14 protein-coding genes are annotated in these 18,287 nt (G+C 72.8%); 11 read left to right on the top strand and 3 right to left on the bottom strand.

Annotated elements, in window-relative coordinates; genetic code table 11:
* Positions 1-192 precede the first annotated feature (192 nt).
* The 4 genes from hutU (at position 193) to hutI (ending at position 5,683) form a co-directional block, all read left to right on the top strand.
* Positions 193-1,857 carry a urocanate hydratase gene (gene hutU / locus CW362_RS18980; RefSeq protein ID WP_103550699.1) on the top strand — a complete coding sequence of 555 codons (1,665 nt, stop codon included), beginning with the start codon at positions 193-195 and terminating at the stop codon, positions 1,855-1,857.
* Positions 1,854-3,077 carry an allantoate amidohydrolase gene (locus CW362_RS18975; RefSeq protein WP_103550698.1) on the top strand — a complete coding sequence of 408 codons (1,224 nt, stop codon included), beginning with the start codon at positions 1,854-1,856 and terminating at the stop codon, positions 3,075-3,077. The genes hutU and CW362_RS18975 overlap by 4 nt, the downstream gene beginning before the upstream one ends.
* Complete coding sequence (locus CW362_RS18970; RefSeq protein WP_103550697.1) at positions 3,074-4,432, top strand: formimidoylglutamate deiminase; 1,359 nt, start codon at positions 3,074-3,076, stop codon at positions 4,430-4,432. The genes CW362_RS18975 and CW362_RS18970 overlap by 4 nt, the downstream gene beginning before the upstream one ends.
* Before the next feature lie 75 nt (positions 4,433-4,507).
* The gene (gene hutI, locus CW362_RS18965; protein ID WP_103550696.1) at positions 4,508-5,683 is read left to right on the top strand and encodes an imidazolonepropionase; all 1,176 of its coding nucleotides are present in this window, start codon (positions 4,508-4,510) and stop codon (positions 5,681-5,683) included.
* 35 nt (positions 5,684-5,718) lie between these two features.
* Here the strand turns inward: hutI and CW362_RS18960 are convergent, their stop codons facing one another.
* Together CW362_RS18960 and CW362_RS18955 are read right to left on the bottom strand one after the other, a co-directional pair.
* The gene (locus CW362_RS18960; RefSeq protein ID WP_103550695.1) at positions 5,719-7,296 is read right to left on the bottom strand and encodes an RICIN domain-containing protein; all 1,578 of its coding nucleotides are present in this window, start codon (positions 7,294-7,296) and stop codon (positions 5,719-5,721) included.
* A 323-nt stretch (positions 7,297-7,619) separates the two neighbouring features.
* Positions 7,620-8,528 (bottom strand): RNA polymerase sigma factor SigF, encoded by a 909-nt coding sequence (locus CW362_RS18955; protein ID WP_103550694.1) that lies wholly within the window; start codon positions 8,526-8,528, stop codon positions 7,620-7,622.
* A 249-nt stretch (positions 8,529-8,777) separates the two neighbouring features.
* Here CW362_RS18955 and CW362_RS18950 point away from each other — a divergent pair, with 249 nt between their 5' ends.
* From CW362_RS18950 to CW362_RS18925, 6 genes are all read left to right on the top strand, one after another.
* Positions 8,778-9,146 (top strand): STAS domain-containing protein, encoded by a 369-nt coding sequence (locus tag CW362_RS18950; protein ID WP_103550693.1) that lies wholly within the window; start codon positions 8,778-8,780, stop codon positions 9,144-9,146.
* A gap of 275 nt (positions 9,147-9,421) precedes the next feature.
* Complete coding sequence (locus tag CW362_RS18945) at positions 9,422-9,976, top strand: ATP-binding protein (RefSeq protein WP_103550692.1); 555 nt, start codon at positions 9,422-9,424, stop codon at positions 9,974-9,976.
* Between the two features lie 1,015 nt (positions 9,977-10,991).
* Positions 10,992-11,744 (top strand): LPXTG cell wall anchor domain-containing protein, encoded by a 753-nt coding sequence (locus CW362_RS18940; RefSeq protein WP_103550691.1) that lies wholly within the window; start codon positions 10,992-10,994, stop codon positions 11,742-11,744.
* 30 nt (positions 11,745-11,774) lie between these two features.
* On the top strand, positions 11,775-12,755 hold the full coding sequence (locus CW362_RS18935; RefSeq protein ID WP_103550690.1) for a hypothetical protein: 981 nt from the start codon (positions 11,775-11,777) through the stop codon (positions 12,753-12,755).
* Positions 12,756-12,760: 5 nt separating this feature from the next.
* Positions 12,761-13,864: a hypothetical protein gene (locus CW362_RS18930; RefSeq protein ID WP_240657862.1), complete on the top strand. Its 1,104-nt coding sequence runs from the start codon at positions 12,761-12,763 to the stop codon at positions 13,862-13,864.
* Positions 13,865-13,926: 62 nt separating this feature from the next.
* The gene (locus CW362_RS18925; RefSeq protein WP_206300990.1) at positions 13,927-15,192 is read left to right on the top strand and encodes a hypothetical protein; all 1,266 of its coding nucleotides are present in this window, start codon (positions 13,927-13,929) and stop codon (positions 15,190-15,192) included.
* Between the two features lie 115 nt (positions 15,193-15,307).
* On the opposite strand, the gene CW362_RS18920 is transcribed toward CW362_RS18925, so the two are convergent.
* Entirely contained in the window at positions 15,308-16,804 is a 1,497-nt protein-coding gene (locus CW362_RS18920) for an oligopeptide:H+ symporter (RefSeq protein ID WP_103550688.1), read from the bottom strand.
* Between the two features lie 524 nt (positions 16,805-17,328).
* Here CW362_RS18920 and CW362_RS18915 point away from each other — a divergent pair.
* The gene (locus CW362_RS18915; RefSeq protein ID WP_037628240.1) at positions 17,329-18,006 is read left to right on the top strand and encodes a response regulator transcription factor; all 678 of its coding nucleotides are present in this window, start codon (positions 17,329-17,331) and stop codon (positions 18,004-18,006) included.
* Positions 18,007-18,287: the final 281 nt, after the last annotated feature.

Here is an 18,287-nt window from a genome sequence, read left to right as displayed (position 1 = left end):
TCCGCCGGGGACGCCGGGGCCCGCCCGCGCCGCCGTCGTCCGCCCGATCCCCTGCCCTGTCCATGTCTGCGCCCATGCGTCCCAGCCAAACACCCGGCGGAAGCGCGCGCGGGGCCGCGCGCCTATTGACTAGTCTTATTCAAGAAGTCAGGATGTGAATATCTACATCAACAGTCCGCTGGGAGGCAGACCATGTCAGGACCCCGCCCCGTCCGAGCGCCGCGCGGTACGGAACTGAGCGCCCTGGGATGGCAGCAGGAAGCCGCCCTGCGGATGCTGCAGAACAACCTCGACCCCGAGGTCGCCGAGCACCCCGACAAGCTCGTCGTCTACGGCGGCACCGGCAAGGCCGCCCGTGACTGGCGCTCCTTCGACGCCATGGTCCGCACGCTGCGGACCCTCAAGCAGGACGAGACGATGCTCGTCCAGTCCGGCCGTCCCGTCGGCGTCATGCAGACCCACGAGTGGGCCCCGCGCGTCCTCATCGCCAACTCCAACCTGGTCGGCGACTGGGCGAACTGGGAGGAGTTCCGCCGCCTGGAGCAGCTCGGCCTGACCATGTACGGCCAGATGACCGCGGGTTCCTGGATCTACATCGGCACCCAGGGCATCCTCCAGGGCACCTACGAGACCTTCGCCGCCGTCGCCGCGAAGAAGTTCAACGGCACCCTCGCCGGCACCATCACGCTGACCGCCGGTCTCGGCGGCATGGGCGGCGCCCAGCCGCTCGCCGTGACGATGAACGACGGCGTCGCCATCTGCATCGACTGCGACCCCCGCGCCATCGAGCGCCGCATCGAGCACCGCTACCTGGACGTGAAGGCCGACTCCCTGGAGCACGCCCTCCAGCTCGCCGTCGAGGCCCGTGACCAGCGCAAGCCGCTCTCCATCGGCCTGCTCGGCAACGCGGCGGAACTGCTGCCGCGCATGCTCGCCGAGGGCGCGCCCGTCGACATCGTGACCGACCAGACCTCGGCCCACGACCCGCTCGCCTACCTCCCCGTCGGCGTCGACTTCGACGACATGGCCGATGCGGCCGCCAAGGACCCGGCCGGCTTCACCACCCGCGCCCGCGAGTCCATGGCCAAGCACGTCGAGGCCATGGTCGGCTTCATGGACGCCGGCGCCGAGGTCTTCGACTACGGCAACTCCATCCGCGGCGAGGCCCAGCTCGCCGGCTACGACCGCGCCTTCGCCTTCCCCGGCTTCGTCCCCGCCTACATCCGCCCCCTCTTCTGCGAGGGCAAGGGCCCCTTCCGCTGGGCGGCCCTGTCCGGCGAGGCCTCCGACATCCACAAGACGGACAAGGCGATCCTCGACCTCTTCCCGGAGAACGAGTCGCTGCACCGCTGGATCAAGATGGCCGGCGAGCGCGTCCACTTCCAGGGACTGCCCGCCCGCATCTGCTGGCTCGGCTACGGCGAGCGCGACAAGGCCGGTGAGCGCTTCAACGACATGGTGGCCTCGGGCGAGCTGGCGGCCCCGCTGGCCATCGGCCGCGACCACCTCGACTGCGGCTCCGTCGCCTCCCCGTACCGCGAGACCGAGGCCATGCTCGACGGCTCCGACGCGATCGCCGACTGGCCGCTGCTCAACGCCATGGTGAACGTCGCCTCCGGTGCCTCCTGGGTCTCCCTCCACCACGGCGGCGGCGTCGGCATGGGCCGCTCCATCCACGCGGGCCAGGTCTCCGTCGCCGACGGCACCAAGCTCGCCGGGGAGAAGATCCGCCGGGTGCTCACCAACGACCCGGGCATGGGCGTCATCCGGCACGTCGACGCCGGGTACGACATCGCCGAGTCCGTCGCGGACGAGCGCGGGGTCCGGGTGCCGATGCGCGAGGGCGGCGACGCGTGACGTTCCACAGCATGTGGGCGGAGCTGCGGCCGATCGGCCGCAGCTCCGCCTCCGGCGGCTACCGCCGGTTCGCCTGGACCGGGGCCGACACCGACTGCCGCGACTGGTTCCGGCAGCAGGCCGAGTCCCGCGGGCTCACCTACGAACTCGACCGCAACGGCAACCAATGGGCCTGGCTCGGCGACCCCGCCGAGGGGGACGCCGTCGTCACCGGCTCCCACCTGGACTCCGTGCCCGACGGCGGCGCCTTCGACGGCCCCCTCGGGGTCGTCTCCTCCTTCGCCGCCCTCGACGAACTCCGCGCCCGCGGTGTCCGCTTCACCAAACCCCTCGCCATCGTCAACTTCGGTGACGAGGAGGGCGCCCGCTTCGGCCTCGCCTGCGTCGGCTCCCGGCTGGCCGCCGGACAGCTCACCGTCGAGCAGGCCCACCGGCTCACCGACGCCGACGGCATTACCCTGCCGCAGGCCATGGAGCGCGCCGGGTACGACCCCGCCGCCATCGGGCCCGACCCCGAACGCCTCGGCCGGATCGGCGCGTTCGTCGAACTCCACGTCGAGCAGGGCCGCGCCCTCGACCTGAGCGGCGACCAGGTCGGCATCGCCAGCGCCATCTGGCCGCACGGCCGCTGGCGCTTCGACTTCCGCGGCGAGGCCAACCACGCCGGCACCACCCGGCTCGTGGACCGCCACGACCCGATGCTGCCGTACGCCGAGACCGTCCTCGCCGCCCGCCGCGAGGCCCGGCTCGCGGGCGCCGTCGCCACCTTCGGCAAGATCGCCGTCGAGCCGAACGGCGTGAACGCCATCCCCTCCCTGGTGCGCGGCTGGCTCGATTCCCGCGCCGCCGACCAGGCGACCCTCGACACGGTCGTCGACGGCGTCGAGAGGGCGGCCCGCGAGTACGCCGAGGCCCAGGGCGTCGAACTCGACGTCGTCCGCGAGTCGTTCACCCCCGTCGTCGAGTTCGAGCACGCCCTGCGCGACGAACTCGCCCGCATCCTGGGCAAGGACCGCGACGCCGCCCTGAACGTGCCCGTCCTCGGGACCGGGGCCGGACACGACGCCGGAATCCTCTCCGGCACCGTCCCGACCGCCATGCTGTTCGTACGCAACCCCACGGGTGTCTCGCACTCCCCGGCCGAGCACGCCACCGAGGACGACTGCGTGGCCGGGGTGACCGCACTCGCCGACGTACTCGAAGGGCTGGCTTGCAGGTGACACAGACGTACTGGCTGGAACACGCCTGGCTCGGCACCCACGTCGAGCCGGGCGTCGCCGTGACCGTGTCGGCCGACGGCTCCGGGGCCGGTGCGGACGGCCGTTTCACCGACGTCCGCACCGGGGTCGACGCCCCGCCGCCGGGCGCCGAGATCCTGCGCGGACTCACCCTCCCGGGCCTCGCCAACGCCCACTCCCACGCCTTCCACCGCGCCCTGCGCGGCACCGTCCAGGTCGGCTCCGGCACCTTCTGGACCTGGCGCGAGATCATGTACTCCTTCGCGGACCGGCTGACCCCGGAGACCTACCACGCGCTGGCCCGCGCGGTGTACGCGGAGATGGCCCTCGCCGGAGTCACCGCCGTCGGCGAGTTCCACTACGTCCACCACGCCCACGACGGCACCCCCTACGCCGACCCCAACGCCATGGGCGAGGCGCTCGTCGCCGCCGCGGCCGACGCGGGCATCCGCATCACCCTGCTGGACACGGCCTACCTCTCCTCCGGCTTCGGACAGCCGCCCAACCGGCACCAGCGGCGCTTCTCCGACGGCACCGCCGAGGCCTGGGCGGAACGCTGTTCCCTTCTCAAGGACCGGGACCACGCACGGATCGGCGCGGCGATCCACTCCGTACGGGCCGTGCCCGCCGGGCAGCTCGCCACCGTGGCGCGCTGGGCCGAGGAGCGGCGCGCCCCGCTCCACGTGCACCTGTCCGAGCAGACGGCGGAGAACGAGGCGTGCCTGGCCGCACACGGCCGCACGCCCACCCGCCTGCTCGCCGACCACGGCGTCCTCGGACCGCGCACCACCGGCGTCCACAACACGCACCTCACCGACGAGGACATCGCCCTGCTCGGCGGCTCCGGCACCGGCACCTGCATGTGCCCCACCACCGAACGCGACCTCGCCGACGGCATCGGCCCCGCCGTCGCCCTCCAGGCCGCGGGCTCACCCCTCTCGCTCGGCTCCGACAGCCACGCCGTCATCGACCTCCTCGAAGAGGCCCGCGCGATGGAGCTGAACGAACGGCTGCGCACCCGCACCCGCGGTCACTGGACGGCCGCCGCCCTGCTGCGCGCCGCCTCCGCCGACGGCCACGCGGCCCTCGGCTGGGACGACGCGGGCAGCATCGAGACGGGCGCGCTCGCCGACTTCACGACGATCGCCCTCGACTCGGTCAGGACAGCGGGACCGGTGCCGCGCCTCGGCGCGGAGACAGCCGTATTCGCGGCCACGGCCGCCGACGTCCGGCACACGGTCGTGGCGGGCCGGCACATCGTGCGCGACGGCGCGCACACGCTCGTACCGGACGTGCCGACAGCGCTCGCGGACGCCGTCCAGGCGCTGCGCTCCTGACTCCCGGGCGGGCGGGAGCACCCCCCCCCCCCCCCGACGCCCCCCACCAGCAGTCCCGCCACCCCTGAGGACGCCATGAGCAGCACGACCGTCATCACCAACATCGCCAGTCTGGTCACCAACGATCCCTCCCTGGGCGACGGGTCCCCGCTCGGTCTGATCCAGGACGCGGCCGTCGTCATCGAGGGCGACCGGGTCGCGTGGACCGGTGAATCCAGCAAAGCACCCGCCACCGACAACCGGGTCGACGCCGGTGGACGCGCGGTGATCCCCGGCTTCGTCGACTCCCACTCGCACCTGGTCTTCGCGGGCGACCGCACCCAGGAGTTCAACGCCCGCATGTCCGGCCGCGCGTACAGCGCGGGCGGCATCCGCACCACCGTCGCCGCCACCCGCGCCGCCTCCGACGAGGAACTGGAGCGCAACCTCACCCGCTACCTGCGCGAGGCCCTCCGCCAGGGCACCACGACCTTCGAGACCAAGTCGGGCTACGGCCTGACCGTCGAGGACGAGGCCCGCGCGCTGCGCATCGCCGCCTCACACACCGACGAGGTCACCTACCTCGGCGCGCACATCGTCTCGCCGGACTACGCCGACGACCCGGCCGGCTACGTCGCCCTGGTCACCGGCGAGATGCTCGACGCCTGCGCCCCGTACGCCCGTTGGGTGGACGTCTTCTGCGAGAAGGGCGCCTTCGACGGCGACCAGGCCCGCGCGATCCTCACGGCCGGCAAGGCCAAGGGGCTGCACCCGCGCGTGCACGCCAACCAGCTCTCGTACGGCCCCGGCGTCCAGCTCGCCGTCGAGCTGGACGCGGCGAGCGCCGACCACTGCACCCACCTGACGGACGCCGACATCGACGCCCTCGCGAGCGGCGACACCGTGGCGACCCTGCTGCCCGGCGCCGAGTTCTCCACCCGCGCCGAGTGGCCGGACGCCCGCAGGCTGATCGACGCCGGTGTCACGGTGGCGCTGTCCACCGACTGCAACCCCGGCTCGTCCTTCACCTCGTCCGTGCCCTTCTGCATCGCGCTCGCGGTACGGGACATGCGGATGACCCCGGACGAGGCGGTGTGGTCGGCGACCGCGGGCGGCGCGCGGGCCCTGCGCCGGGACGACGTCGGCCGCATCGCGCCGGGCGCCTACGCGGATCTCGCCCTGCTGGACGCCCCCAGCCACGTCCACCTCGCCTACCGCCCCGGTGTCCCGCTGGTCACCGGCGTCTGGCGCCGCGGAGTCCGCGAGATCTGAGCCCGCGGACGGGCCGGGCGCCGGCGCGCGGACCCTCAGGCGCTGCCCGCGCGCCAGCGCTGGCCCGTGCCCCCGGTCAGCGGCACCAGGGACAGCCCACCGTCCCCGTCCGGCGTCACCGCCGTCTCGATGGCGACGGCCGGGCGGATCACCCCGTCGTCGTCGACGGTGAAGCGGAGGTTGTCGCCGTGGTCGCCGTCGAGCGAGGAGCACGCCCAGATGCCCACGCCGCGGTCGACGGAGCCGCGGCTGTCCAGGCAGAAGTCGTCGTCGGCGGCCGACCGGAGGGAACCGTCGGCGACGCGCCAGCGCTGGGTGCGGGAGGAGTTGCAGGGCGCCGTGACGACGTCGGTGCCCTTCTCGAGGTCGCCGTCGCGGACGTCCAGGCACAGCCCCGAGGCGACGTTCACCACCTGCGCGGAGGAGCTGCCCGGCGGGCGGAGGACGACGGTCGGGGTGGGCTTCGGGCTCGGTGACCTCGGCGGTGCCGGGCTGTGGGACGGAGAAGGCGACGCGGAGGTCGCCGACGGCGAGGGGGAGGCCGAGGGCGAGGGGGAGGCCGACGGGGTGACCGGGACCGTGGCGGTGACGGTCACCGCGGGCGGCCCGGACGGCGCGGCGACCGAGCCCGCCGCGCCCGTGGACGGCGTGGCGTCCGGGGACAGCAGCAGGTAGAGGACCGGCGCCAGGGCCACGCCGAGCGCCGCCGCCGAGGTCAGGACGACCCGGCGGGAGGGCGGCCACAGCAGCGCCGGTCCCCGCGGGCCGACGGGCGGTACGGGAGGCAGGGGCCCCGGCTGCGGCACGTCGTCCGTGACGTACGCCGTGCCCGCCCACGGCAGCAGGCCCTCGGCCAGGGCGGAGCGCGGATGGTCGCGCAGGGCGGTCAGTTCCTCGTACGCGGCCGAGCAGTGCGCGCAGTGCGCCATGTGGGTGTTGAGGTCGGTGCTGGAGCGGGGGTTGTCGGGCCGCACCGACTCCTCGATCAGTCGGCGGAAGTCCCCGCAGCGCGGATCGTCCGAGGCGGCCAGCCGGTACCTCAGACAGGCCTGGGCCAGCGACTGGAGCGCCTGGGCGGTGCCGTACGCGACGTCCTCGGAGGTGAGGCCGAGCATGACCGCCGTCCGCCGCGCGGGTTCGCGTTCCACGACCGCGTACCAGATGAGGCCCTGGGCGCGGGAGGGGAGGGACTGGAAGGCGGGGAGCAGGGACGGGACGGGGCCGTCGGGGCCCGCCGTGCTGAGGACGAGGAGCAGACCGGGGTCGAGGCCCGCGGCCCGCTGGTCCCGGGCCCACGAGGCGGCCACCCGCCCGGTCAGCAGCAGGAGCTGGTGCCGCCAGGGGACGTTCGGGTCGATGCCGCGCGCCGTCTCGCGGGCCGCGAGGGTGAAGGTGTGCGCCGCGAGCTGTCCGGCCCCGGACTCGCCGGTGGTGCACAGCCGGGCGTAGGCGAGCACGGAGGCGCGGTGGCGTGCGCGGAGTTCCTGGAGGGCCGTGTACGCCGTCGAGGTGCCGCCGCGCAGCAGCTCGGTCAGCCGCGCGTCGGACGCCCCCGCGACCGGTCCGCCGCCCTCGGCCGCGTCGTTCTCGTCGGCCGGGTCCCCCTGCGCCATGTTCCTCCGCCTTCCCGTGCCTGGTGCGTGTTCGTCCCGAACTGACGTACCGGCCAGTTTGGGATGCCCATAGTGGCGGGATCGGCCTGCCGGGAAAAGAGTTGTTGAACAACGATTCCATGGGAGCGCTCTCAACATCCCTGCGCGGCAAGAGAGTTGTCTGTGTCGTGCAGACGTTCTCCCCGGTCGGGGCGAGCGGCCTCGACGGCGGGCGGACCGGGGCGCCGCCGGGCGGCCGGACGGGCGCCCGGAAAGACGGAGCGGCCCGGCGCTCTTCGCGCCGGACCGCCCGGATGCGCGGCCCCGCGGGCCGCGAAGTCCTGTCACTCCTCGACGGTCAGGCCCTTCCGGAGTCGCACGAGGGTGCGCGACAGCAACCGGGAGACGTGCATCTGGGAGATGCCGAGTTCGTCGCCGATCTCGGACTGGGTCATGTTCGCCACGAACCGCAGCGAGAGGATCTGCCGGTCGCGCTGCGGGAGTTCGGCGATCAGCGGCTTGAGGGACTCCACGTACTCGATGCCCTCGAGTCCGTGGTCCTCGTAGCCGATGCGGTCCGCGAGCGCGCCCTCGGAGTCGTCCTCCTCGGGCTGGGCGTCCAGTGAGCTGGCCGTGTAGGCGTTGGACGCGGCCATGCCCTCGACGACCTCGTCGCGGCTGATGCCGAGCCGCTCCGCGAGTTCGTCCACGGTCGGGGCGCGGTCGAGGCGCTGGGCCAGCTCGTCGCCGGCCTTGGCCAGGTCGAGGCGGAGTTCCTGGAGCCTGCGCGGTACCCGCACGGACCAGGAGGTGTCGCGGAAGAAGCGCTTGATCTCGCCGATGATCGTCGGCATGGCGAAGGTGGGGAACTCGACCCCGCGGCTCAGCTCGAACCGGTCGATCGCCTTGATGAGGCCGATGGTGCCGACCTGGATGATGTCCTCCATCGGCTCGCTGCGGGAGCGGAAGCGGGAGGCGGCGAACTTCACCAGCGCGAGGTTGAGTTCGACGAGTGTGTTGCGGACGTACGCGTAGTCGTGCGTGCCCTCTTCGAGGGACTGAAGCCGTGCGAAGAGTGTCTTGGACAGAGCCCGTGCGTCCACCGGCCCCACTTCGTCGTACGGGGGGATCTCCGGGAGTCCGGAGAGTCCGTCGACTCCGTGGGTTCCGGTTCCGTCGACGTGCTCCGGAGCTTCCGGAGAAGGTGCCGACGTCGCCGTCAGGGTCTGCGATGCGTCGAGCCGGGGTGACATGTGCCCTCCATCGTTCTCGGCATATGGCCGCCGATGCCCATACGTGCACTGCGGTGTGCGGCGCCTCCAGAGCCGGCCGGGTCGAATAGCTGTCTCTTCTAGCCCTACCCGGTTTCCCGAACTCGCCGCAAGTGTCATCTGGTATGAAATGTCCATTTCCGTAGGGTTGTTCGGGTGTCGGGTGGCGTGGAGAAGGCGTAGTGTTCGAGTGCGTACGTCAGTAGTCGCGACACTCGGGAGAGAGACGGCATGGACCGCGGGACGGTCGGCAGCGCACAGTCTGGCCGGCTTCTTGTCGAAGTGCGGGAAGAGGGCACGAGCGCTGTCGTGACCCCCGCGGGTGAGCTCGATCACCACACGGCCGATCTGTTGCGTGAGCCACTCGAGGGATGCCTCGAGAAGGGGTGCACGCGACTGGTCATCGACTGTTCCCGTCTGGAGTTCTGTGACTCCACCGGGCTCAATGTGCTGCTCGGCGCCCGGCTGAAGGCCGAGGCCGCGGGCGGCGGGGTGCATCTGGCCGCGATGCAGCCGGTGGTGGCCCGGGTCTTCGAGATCACCGGGGCGGAGGCCGTTTTCGCCGTCCACGACACGCTCGAAGCGGCCCTGGCGGGCTGAGCCGCGGACTTTCGGTGATGTCGTCGCTCGCGCCCCTGATGTCCCTGAGTGACCGGAGCGTCACTCGTGTCACGGGTTCCGTGCCGAATGAGTGGGTGTTCGGACGGTTCCGTCGGGCAGGAGACATCCTGGACACGTCGGTGGTCCACGGGCCGGCGGCCGGCGCGGCGGAAGCCGTTGGTCCACAAGCGGCGGAAGCCGTTGATCCATCCGTACTGAGTACTGCGTACCGAGTCTTGAATCGTGAACCGGTGAATCGGTGAGGTGAAGCGCTGATGAGCACCACCCGGCCTTGCTCGCCGGGCGACCGCGGCCCGGAAGCGGGCGACGGCGCCGCTTCCGCGGTGTCCGCGCGGAGCGTGACGCCCGTGGACGGCGTGACGCCCGTCGACGACGCCTCCCCGGCTCCCGCGCCCGTCGGCCGCCAGGCCCGCACGCTGAGCCTCGCCGGCGAGAGCGGCGTCGTGCCGCTCGCCCGCGACTTCGCCCGGCAGGCGCTGTACGCGTGGGGCTGGCTGCCCGCGGCGAGCGCCGACCGGCGCGCTGCCGCCGAGGACGTCCTGCTGGTCGTCTCCGAGCTGGTCACCAACGCCTGTCTGCACGCCGAGGGTCCGGACGAACTCCGGATCTCCTGCGACAACAAGGTGCTGCGCATCGAGGTCTCCGACCGCGGGGCCGGCCAGCCCGCCCCGCGCACCCCGCACCGCGCGGGCCGTCCCGGCGGTCACGGCATGTTCATCGTGCAGCGGCTCTGCCTGGACTGGGGGGTCGTACGGGCGCCCGGAGTCACGGGCAAGACGGTATGGGCGGAACTGGGCGCTCCCGCGTAGCCCCACCGGCGGGATCCGCGGCAGGGCCGGCCTCCGGGCCGCCGCCCGCTGAGGCTCCCGCCCGACCCGTCGTGGACCGGTTCCGCGGCCCGGCCCGTCGCCGGCTCGTCGTCGGTCCGGTCGCGGCAGGGTCGGCCTCCGGCCCGGCCCGGTGTCGGTCGGTCGCTGTCCCGGTTCGCGGCCGGCCGGCTGTCGGCCCGGTGCGTGGTCTGCTTGTCCGGTCGCCGGTCGCCGGTCGCCGGTCCGCCTGTCCGCAGCCCGGGCCCGGCCGGTCGTGCTCCAGTCCCGTGACCTGGTCCGTCGCCGGCTCGTCGTCGGTCCGGTCCGATGCCGGTCCGGCTGCCGTCCCGGCTCGTGGCCGACCGACCGTCGGTCTGATGCGCGGCTTGCTCTGCCGGGGCGGTGTCCGTCGTGGCCTCAGGGCTGGGCCGCCGTGGTCCAGCCCCGTGCCCCGGTCCGGCGTCGGCCGGCCGTCGGCCCGGTGTGCGGCCCGCCTGCCGGGGCGGTGCCGGCGGTCCTGCGGTCGAGGTCGCCCTCGCGGGGTGTGCCGCCGTCCGCCGGTGTCCTGGCCGTTCGTCCCGTCCGGTTCGCCCCGTGGCCGAGGCGGCCTTCGCCGGTGCCGGTGCCGGCACCGGTACGGGGCGTGCTCCGACTCGCCTGCTTCCGGGCCGGAACGCGTGCCGCCGGCAGGTCCGTTCGTTCCGCGACCGGGCTCGCGCGCGTGTGGGTTTCGGTGCGGGCCGTGGGCCGGGTGGCCTCCGTGAAGTGGTCGCCCGGGCCCGTCCGGGGTCGTGTCCGCTCCTCCCGTCGGCTTCGCGGGGCCGCTTCTCGGTCCGCCCCTGGGGACGGCCTCCCGACTCCACGCCCGTTCCATGGACTTGGCCACCCGCGGCTCGAAGGCTCCTCGGTGTGACGCCCGGTGCGCCGGGGATCCCCGCGGATCCGGCGCGCACTTTGTCTTCCCTCCACAAGTTCCCGGGCGTACCTTGACGGCCGATCTGATGTTCCGTCAGAAATGAGGGGCAGGCCCGTGTCGTACCGGACGTACCAGAAACGAACCGCCGCGCTCGCGTTCGCCGCGGCCCTGGCCGGCTCGGCGGTGCTGACGGCCGCCCCCGCAGCCCAGGCCCAGGTGGTGGACGTCAACTACCAGTGCAAGACGCCGATCGGCGACAAGAGCGCCGTGTCGCCCATCGACATCAAAGGTGTCAAGAGCGGCAGCTCCTACAAGCTCACCATGTCCTGGCAGAAGGGCGTCTCCTCCAGTCCGGTCGAGCTCGGCAAGGGCGCGATGACGCCGAGCGCGGTCATCAAGGTGGGCGGCGCGGACAGCGGCACGGTGGCGGTCAGCGGTCCGGCCAACGCGGCGGCCATCCCCGCCAACACCCCCATCAAGATCAATGACTTGAGCGGGACCTACACGCCGAAGAAGTCCGGCAAGGTCACCTTCACCGCGGGCGTCCTCACCATCAAGGCCCTCGGCACCACGACCACCTGCACGCCCTCGAACAGTCCGGGACCCTCGCTGACCCTCGACGTCGCGGCGGCCGGCGGGTCGGGTTCGTCGACCTCGGGCTCGTCGAGTTCGGGTTCCTCCGGTTCCGGATCCAGCGGGAGCCAGAGCGGCACCGACTCCGGCGGATCCCTCCCGCAGACCGGTCCCGAGGACTCCGTGGTCGCCCTCGGCACCCTCGGCGGCACGGTCCTGCTCGCGGGCGCGGCGGGCGTGCTGTGGCTGACGCGCAGGCACCAGGCGGTACGCCGCTGACCTTCCCGCACCACGACCTGGAGCCGCCGCATGCCGTACGCACTCCCCGCCGCCCGCGTGCTGGGCCTGACCCTGGTGCTGCTGGGCGCGGCACCGACGGCCCTGGCCGCCGAGGGCTGGTCCGTCGTGCCGGCCGCGGGCGGCGCGGCCGACGGACGGCCCTCCGTCTACGCGGAGGGCGCCCCCGGTACGGTCCTTCAGGACGCGGTGTCCGTGCTCAACCCGGGTGCGCGGCCCCTCACCGTCCGGCTGCGCGGCGCCGCGGACGACACCCCCGACGGCACCTCCGCCATGGACGGACGGCCCGCGGACGCGGGCGCGTGGATCGCCTTCGCCGGACGTGCGCGCGGCCGCCGGACCGCGGTGCGCGAACTGTCCGTACGGGTGCCGGCGCACACCCGCGCCGACGTCCCGTTCACCATCGGCGTCCCGGCCGGGGCGGTGCCCGGTGACCATCCCGGCGCGATCGTCGCGAGCGGCGGCGGACGCACCTCGGCGGTCCGGGTCCGGCTCCGGGTGCCGGGACCGGCGTTGCCGGCGCTGACCGTCGAGCACGTCAGGGTGGGCGGCGGGCGGATCTCGTACGAGCTGGTCAACCGCGGCACCACGGTCCTCGCCCCGCGCCTCGCCGTGCACGTCGACGGGGTCTTCGGAACCCTGCTCGACCGGGGCCCGCGCGTCCTGCCCGTCGAACTCCCGCCGGGCGGCCGGGCCGTGCTCCACGAGCCGTGGACCGACCCGCCGGTCCTCGACGCGGCGGACGTGCGGCTGACGGTGACGGCGGCGGGCGGTGTGCGCTCGGCGGCGACCGTGTCGGTCCGGTTCGTGCCGTGGGGGGCCGTGGCCGGGGCGGGAGGCGTCCTGGTGGCGGTGCCGGGCGTCTGGTCCGTCGTACGGAGGCGGAGGCGGACCGGGACGCGGGGACCGTGGCGTGGCGGGCGCCGGGAGCGGGACGGCGGGGCCGGTGAACGACCCGGCACGGAGGTCGAGTTGACGGGAGCGGTGTCGTGAGCGTCCTGGGCGGCAAGATACGGGCGGCGGCGCTGGGGGCGGTGCCGGCACTCGTCCTGGTCCTGTCGGCGGTGCTGGCCCCGGTGGCCCCGGCGTCCGCCGCCGGGAAGCCGGGCGTCACGCTGTCCAGGTCCGAGGCGGGCAGCGGCGGTTCGGTCACCGTGACCGGCAGCGGATGGCGGCCCGGAACGCTGCTGATGATGCTGATCTGCGGGCGGTCCGTGCCCTCGCGCGGGGTGATCGGCGGCACCAACTCCTGTGCCAACGCCGACGGACGGGCCGTCACCACCGACGCGAAGGGCGGCTTCAGCAAGAAACTGCCGGTGACCGAGCCGCCCGAGCCCTGCCCCTGCGTGGTGCACGTCGCCACCGTCACCGGCGAGAAGGCCGAGGCCGACGCCGTCTTCATGGTGGCGGGCCACCCGGTCGAGCCGCTGCCGAAGGAGGAGGGCGGCGGCCGGATCTCGGTCCTGACCGACACCCGGCTCGACGGGTCGAGCGGTCTGCTGACCTGGTTCGGCTCGCCCCCCTCACGCACCCTCGTCCTCACCGTCGGCAACGTCGGCACGGCTCCCGTGCGGAACCCGGTCTTCCAGGTCGGCACCGCCCACGGGGTGTTCGCCCCGCAGTGGGAGGAACAGCAGTGGCGCGGCACCATCGAGCCCGGCCGCAAGGCGCGGATCAGGATCCCGGTCGAACTGTCGGCCGGAGCGCACGGCGACTACACGGTCTCGCTGAAGTACGGCGGGAAGGTGCTCGCCGAGCAGCCGTGGGGCGTGGGCCGCCCCTGGGGCGTCACCGTCTTCTGGGTCCTGCTCTGCGTGGTCGTCCCGGCCGCCGTGTTCCGGATCGGCATGGCCGTGGTGGACCGGGTGCGCCCGCGCCGGTCGACCGGGCGCGCCGGCCACCGCGGAAGGCCGGCCCCGGCCGGGCTCACGCTGCGCCTGCCCTGGTCGGACCCCGCCCCCCGGACCCCGGCGGACGCCTCGGCCTCCCCGGCCCTGCCCTGGTTCACCCCGGACGACGATCCGGGGACCGGGACGAACGGTCAGCTCTCCGCACCGCACGAGAACGGTCCGACGACGCAGACGAGAAAGGGGCACGCGTGAGCACGCTACGGAGAGTGGTACCGGCCCGGGGCCGCAGAGCGGGCGCGGCCGGGGTCGCGCTGATGCTCGGCGGTGCGGGCGTCCTGCTGGGGGTGGCCGCCGTCCCGGCGCAGGCCGCCGAGGTGTCGTACAGCACGGAGTGCGTTCCGCCCGCGATCTCCGGGCTGCCCCCGGTGGAGGGCACCACCAAGGTGGAGATCACCGCGCCCGCCGAGGCGAAGGTGGGCGACGAGGTCACCGTCACCTGGAAGTTCGTCCAGGCGGCCTCGAAGAACCCCGACGTCCTCGACCTCGACAAGGACACCGTCAAACCCACCGGCACGCTGAAGGCCGGCGGAGCCCAGACGGCGGACATCGCGATGGAGGGACCGCGCACGAACCCCGCCATCCCCAAGAACAGCGACATGAAGCTGTCCGACATGACGGGCAGGCTGAAGCTGACGACGGCGGGCGACGTCACGCTCACCCCGGGTGCGTACAACATCAACGTCAACAAGCCGATCTCCACCGACACCAAGTGCACGCCCAAGGAGGCGGTGAACCCCTCGGCGACCATCAAGGTGACGAGCGGCGGGACGGGCGGCACGCCGACCCCGACGCCCACCCCCACTCCCACGCCGTCGCCCACCCCGACGCCGAGCGGGTCGGCCACGCCGTCGCCCAGCGGCAGCGGGACCGACACCGGCGGTTCCGGGAACGGGCAGACCGACTTCACGGGCAAGGAGGTCTCCGTGCCCTACGCGTGCAAGACGCCGATCGGCGACAAGAACGCCACCTCGGCCGTCCAGATCGACGCGAAGAAGAACGGCGGGAGTTTCGACCTCACCGTGCGGTTCAAGGCGTCGGTGATGGACAGTCCGGCGGACATCCCCGCGGACTCCGTGAAGCCGTCGATGGAGGTGGTCCTGGGCGGCGCCGACAAGGGCACGGTGCACGTCGAGGGGCCGACGAACTCCGCGCCGATCAAGTCCGGCGACCCGATCGAGATCCCCGATCTGAAGGGCACCTACAAGCCGGGCGCGACCGGCAGTTCGACCCTGTCCCCGGGCGTGCTGACGGTGATGGCCCTCGGCACGACCACGACCTGCACCCCGGCCAGGTCCGAGGTCTCGCTGACCCTGGACACCTCGGAGCAGGCGAACGGCGCCTCGGGCGGCGGGTCCTCCTCGTCCGGCTCCGGTTCCGCCGGTACGTCCTCCAGCGGAGGCCTGGCGGAGACGGGCTCCGACAGCCACGCGGCCCTTCAGGCGCTCGGGCTGGTGGCGGGCACGGTCGTCCTGCTGGGCGGCGCGGTCCTCACGTTCATGCCGGGACGCCGGACCCGGTGACCGGCACGCGCTGATCCCGGCCGCGGCGCCGGGCAGGCCTCGCCCCTGCCGCGGAAACGGCGAGGGCCGCCGCACCGTCCGGTGCGGCGGCCCTCGCCGTGTGCGGGAGCCGACGTCAGTTGACGTCGCCCATGAGCACCTTGACCTTCTTGCGGTACATCCACACCGCGACACCGGCGATCACGGCGAGCGTGGCCTCCAGGGCGACGATGCCCGTCTTGTTGAGGTCGACCTCGGCGATGGAGAGCAGACCGGTCGTGGCGTCACCGGCGGTGACGGCCAGGAACCAGACACCCATCATCTGGGAGGCGTACTTGGCCGGGGCCATCTTCGTGGTGACCGAGAGGCCGACCGGGGAGAGCGTCAGCTCACCGACGGTCTGCACGAAGTAGATCGCCACCAGCCACATCGCGGCCGCCTTGTGACCGCCCTCGGCGATCGCCAGCGGGGCCAGGAAGAGGAAGAACGACGCGCCGACCAGGATCAGGCCCGAGGCGAACTTCGTCGCCGTGCTCGGCTCCTTGCCGCGCTTGTTCAGCCACAGCCAGGCCCAGGCGAAGACCGGGGCCAGCGCCATGATCATGACCGGGTTGACCGACTGGTACCAGGAGACCGGGAACTCCCAGCCGAAGACGGTGTTCTTGGCCGACTCGTCGGCGAAGATCGACATCGTCGAGCCGCCCTGGTCGTAGATCATCCAGAAGACGGCCGCGGCGACGAAGAACCAGATGTACGCGGACATCTTCGACTGGTCGGCACGGTCCAGGGACTTGTCGCGCTTGATGCGCCCGATGACCATGACCGGGATGACCAGGCCGGCGATCGTGATCGGGACCAGCAGCCAGTTCAGCGTGTAGTGGCCCGAGAAGCCGACGATCGCGTAGAAGACGACGGCGACAGCGGCCCACAGCGCGGACTTGCGCAGCGTCGAGGACTTCTCCTCGGCCGTCAGAGGCGTGGGGACCTCGTGCGAGCGGGCGCTGAGGTGACGGCCGCCGAGCAGGTACTGGACGAGACCCAGCGCCATGCCGAGCGCGGCGAGGGCGAAGCCCAGGTGCCAGTTCACGTTCTCGCCGACGGTGCCGATGATCAGCGGGGCGGCGAAGGCGCCGAGGTTGATGCCGACGTAGAACAGCGTGAAGCCACCGTCACGGCGCGGGTCGTCCGGGCCGTCGTAGAGGTGGCCCACCATCGTGGAGATGTTGGCCTTCAGCAGACCGGAACCGATCGCCACGAGGCCGAGGCCCGCGTAGAAGGTGCCGGAGGAGGGCAGAGCCAGCGTGAGGTGGCCCAGCATGATGATCAGACCCGCGACGGCGACCGTCTTGCGGGGGCCGAGGACGCGGTCGGCGAACCAGCCACCCGGCAGGGCGAGCAGGTACACGAGGGAGAGGTACACCGAGTAGATCGCGGTCGCGGTGGCCGCGCTGAGGTGCAGGCCGCCCGGTGCCACCAGGTACAGCGGGAGCAGTGCCTTCATCCCGTAGTAGGAGAAACGCTCCCACATCTCGGTCATGAAGAGAGTGGCCAGTCCGCGGGGGTGGCCGAAGAAGGTCTTCTCGGAACCGGAGATTCCCGGAGAGACCGAGTCCTTCGTCAGGCTGGACGCCATGGTCGATCCTTGCTGGTCGGGACGCGCTGTTGGGGGGTCCCCACGCTCACGGCATGCCGTGAGCGTGGGGGAATGACGCGCCCATGGGGGGCGGCCGGCACCGGCGGGGTCAGGCGTCCTTCCCCACGCCCACGGGGAGTCCGCTCCGGATTGCCGGAGCGGCGGACGGCGACCACCGGGATCCACGCCCGTCACGCGTCAGTGCGTGAGGGCCCGGCCACAGGTCTTTCCTTCAAGCTGGCTGACACCAGCCCGCACACAGAAGAGACCTTCAGCATCAAGTTCTCGCCAAAGGTCCCGAGGTGGTGCATCAGGCGTCTGGTCACCATACGACATCACAATGCCCTATATGGAAGGACTTGAGACGCGGATCACAGGCGATCGTGGAACCGCGGGCGATCATTCGAAGGTCTCAGTAACGATCTCATCCCACACCCGCAGGTAAGAAACACCCGGACGGAGGGTGTGAACCGGGGAGGCGGATCACTGCCCTGGCGCAGTGCACGGCGGACTACCATCACCCCATGACCCGTGTACTGCTCGCCGAGGACGACGCGTCCATCTCGGAGCCGCTGGCCCGTGCCCTGCGCCGGGAGGGTTACGAGGTCGAGGTCCGCGAGGACGGCCCCACCGCGCTCGACGCCGGAATGCAGGGCGGTGTCGACCTGGTCGTCCTGGACCTCGGACTGCCCGGCATGGACGGCCTGGAGGTCGCCCGCCGGCTCCGCGCCGAGGGCCACACCGTGCCCATCCTCATCCTCACCGCGCGGGCCGACGAGGTGGACACCGTCGTCGGTCTCGACGCGGGCGCCGACGACTACGTCACCAAGCCGTTCCGGCTCGCCGAACTCCTCGCCCGGGTACGGGCCCTGCTCCGGCGCGGCTCCGCCGAGCCCCAGCAGCCGCCCGCCACCCACGGCGTGCGCATCGACGTCGAGTCGCACCGCGCCTGGATGGGCGACGAGGAACTCCAGCTCACGGCGAAGGAGTTCGACCTCCTGCGGGTCCTGGTCCGCGACGCCGGCCGCGTCGTCACCCGCGACCAGCTCATGCGCGAGGTCTGGGACACCACGTGGTGGTCCTCCACCAAGACCCTCGACATGCACATCTCCTGGCTGCGCAAGAAGCTCGGCGACGACGCGGCGAACCCCCGCTACATCGCGACGGTGCGCGGCGTCGGCTTCCGCTTCGAGAAGAGCTGAGGCTTCGCGGCGGCGGAAACCCCGGGGACGACCGAGACCCCGGGGACGACCGAGGCCCGGGTCGGCTGAGGCCCCGGGTCGTCCGAGGCCCCGGAACGGTTGAGGCTCGAGAAGGACCGGGCCCGGAACGGCCGAGGCCCCAGGGCCGCCGGGACCCGGGGCGCCGAGACCCGGCCGTCCCGGGCGGCGACGGGAAACCCGCGCCCCCGGACCGGCACCCCGCCCGTGCCGGAGCGGCGAACGTGCACACTGGACCCGGTACAGCCATCTGCCCGGAGGGC

Origin of the sequence: Streptomyces populi, from assembly GCF_002911015.1 — a bacterium.
Taxonomy (GTDB): Bacteria; Actinomycetota; Actinomycetes; order Streptomycetales; family Streptomycetaceae; genus Streptomyces; species Streptomyces populi.
The sequence above is the reverse complement of the archived record's forward strand: the minus strand, read 5'-3'. Positions and strand labels throughout refer to the sequence as shown.

Excerpts from the sequence above, each read along its gene's own strand:
- CW362_RS18940 (WP_103550691.1), top strand. The coding sequence starts at position 10,992 with ATGAGGGGCAGGCCCGTGTCGTACCGGACGTACCAGAAACGAACCGCC.
- hutI (WP_103550696.1), top strand. The coding sequence starts at position 4,508 with ATGAGCAGCACGACCGTCATCACCAACATCGCCAGTCTGGTCACCAAC.
- CW362_RS18960 (WP_103550695.1), bottom strand. The coding sequence starts at position 7,296 with ATGGCGCAGGGGGACCCGGCCGACGAGAACGACGCGGCCGAGGGCGGC.
- CW362_RS18935 (WP_103550690.1), top strand. The coding sequence starts at position 11,775 with ATGCCGTACGCACTCCCCGCCGCCCGCGTGCTGGGCCTGACCCTGGTG.
- CW362_RS18955 (WP_103550694.1), bottom strand. The coding sequence starts at position 8,528 with ATGTCACCCCGGCTCGACGCATCGCAGACCCTGACGGCGACGTCGGCA.
- CW362_RS18950 (WP_103550693.1), top strand. The coding sequence starts at position 8,778 with ATGGACCGCGGGACGGTCGGCAGCGCACAGTCTGGCCGGCTTCTTGTC.
- CW362_RS18915 (WP_037628240.1), top strand. The coding sequence starts at position 17,329 with ATGACCCGTGTACTGCTCGCCGAGGACGACGCGTCCATCTCGGAGCCG.
- CW362_RS18945 (WP_103550692.1), top strand. The coding sequence starts at position 9,422 with ATGAGCACCACCCGGCCTTGCTCGCCGGGCGACCGCGGCCCGGAAGCG.
- CW362_RS18925 (WP_206300990.1), top strand. The coding sequence starts at position 13,927 with ATGCTCGGCGGTGCGGGCGTCCTGCTGGGGGTGGCCGCCGTCCCGGCG.
- CW362_RS18920 (WP_103550688.1), bottom strand. The coding sequence starts at position 16,804 with ATGGCGTCCAGCCTGACGAAGGACTCGGTCTCTCCGGGAATCTCCGGT.
- hutU (WP_103550699.1), top strand. The coding sequence starts at position 193 with ATGTCAGGACCCCGCCCCGTCCGAGCGCCGCGCGGTACGGAACTGAGC.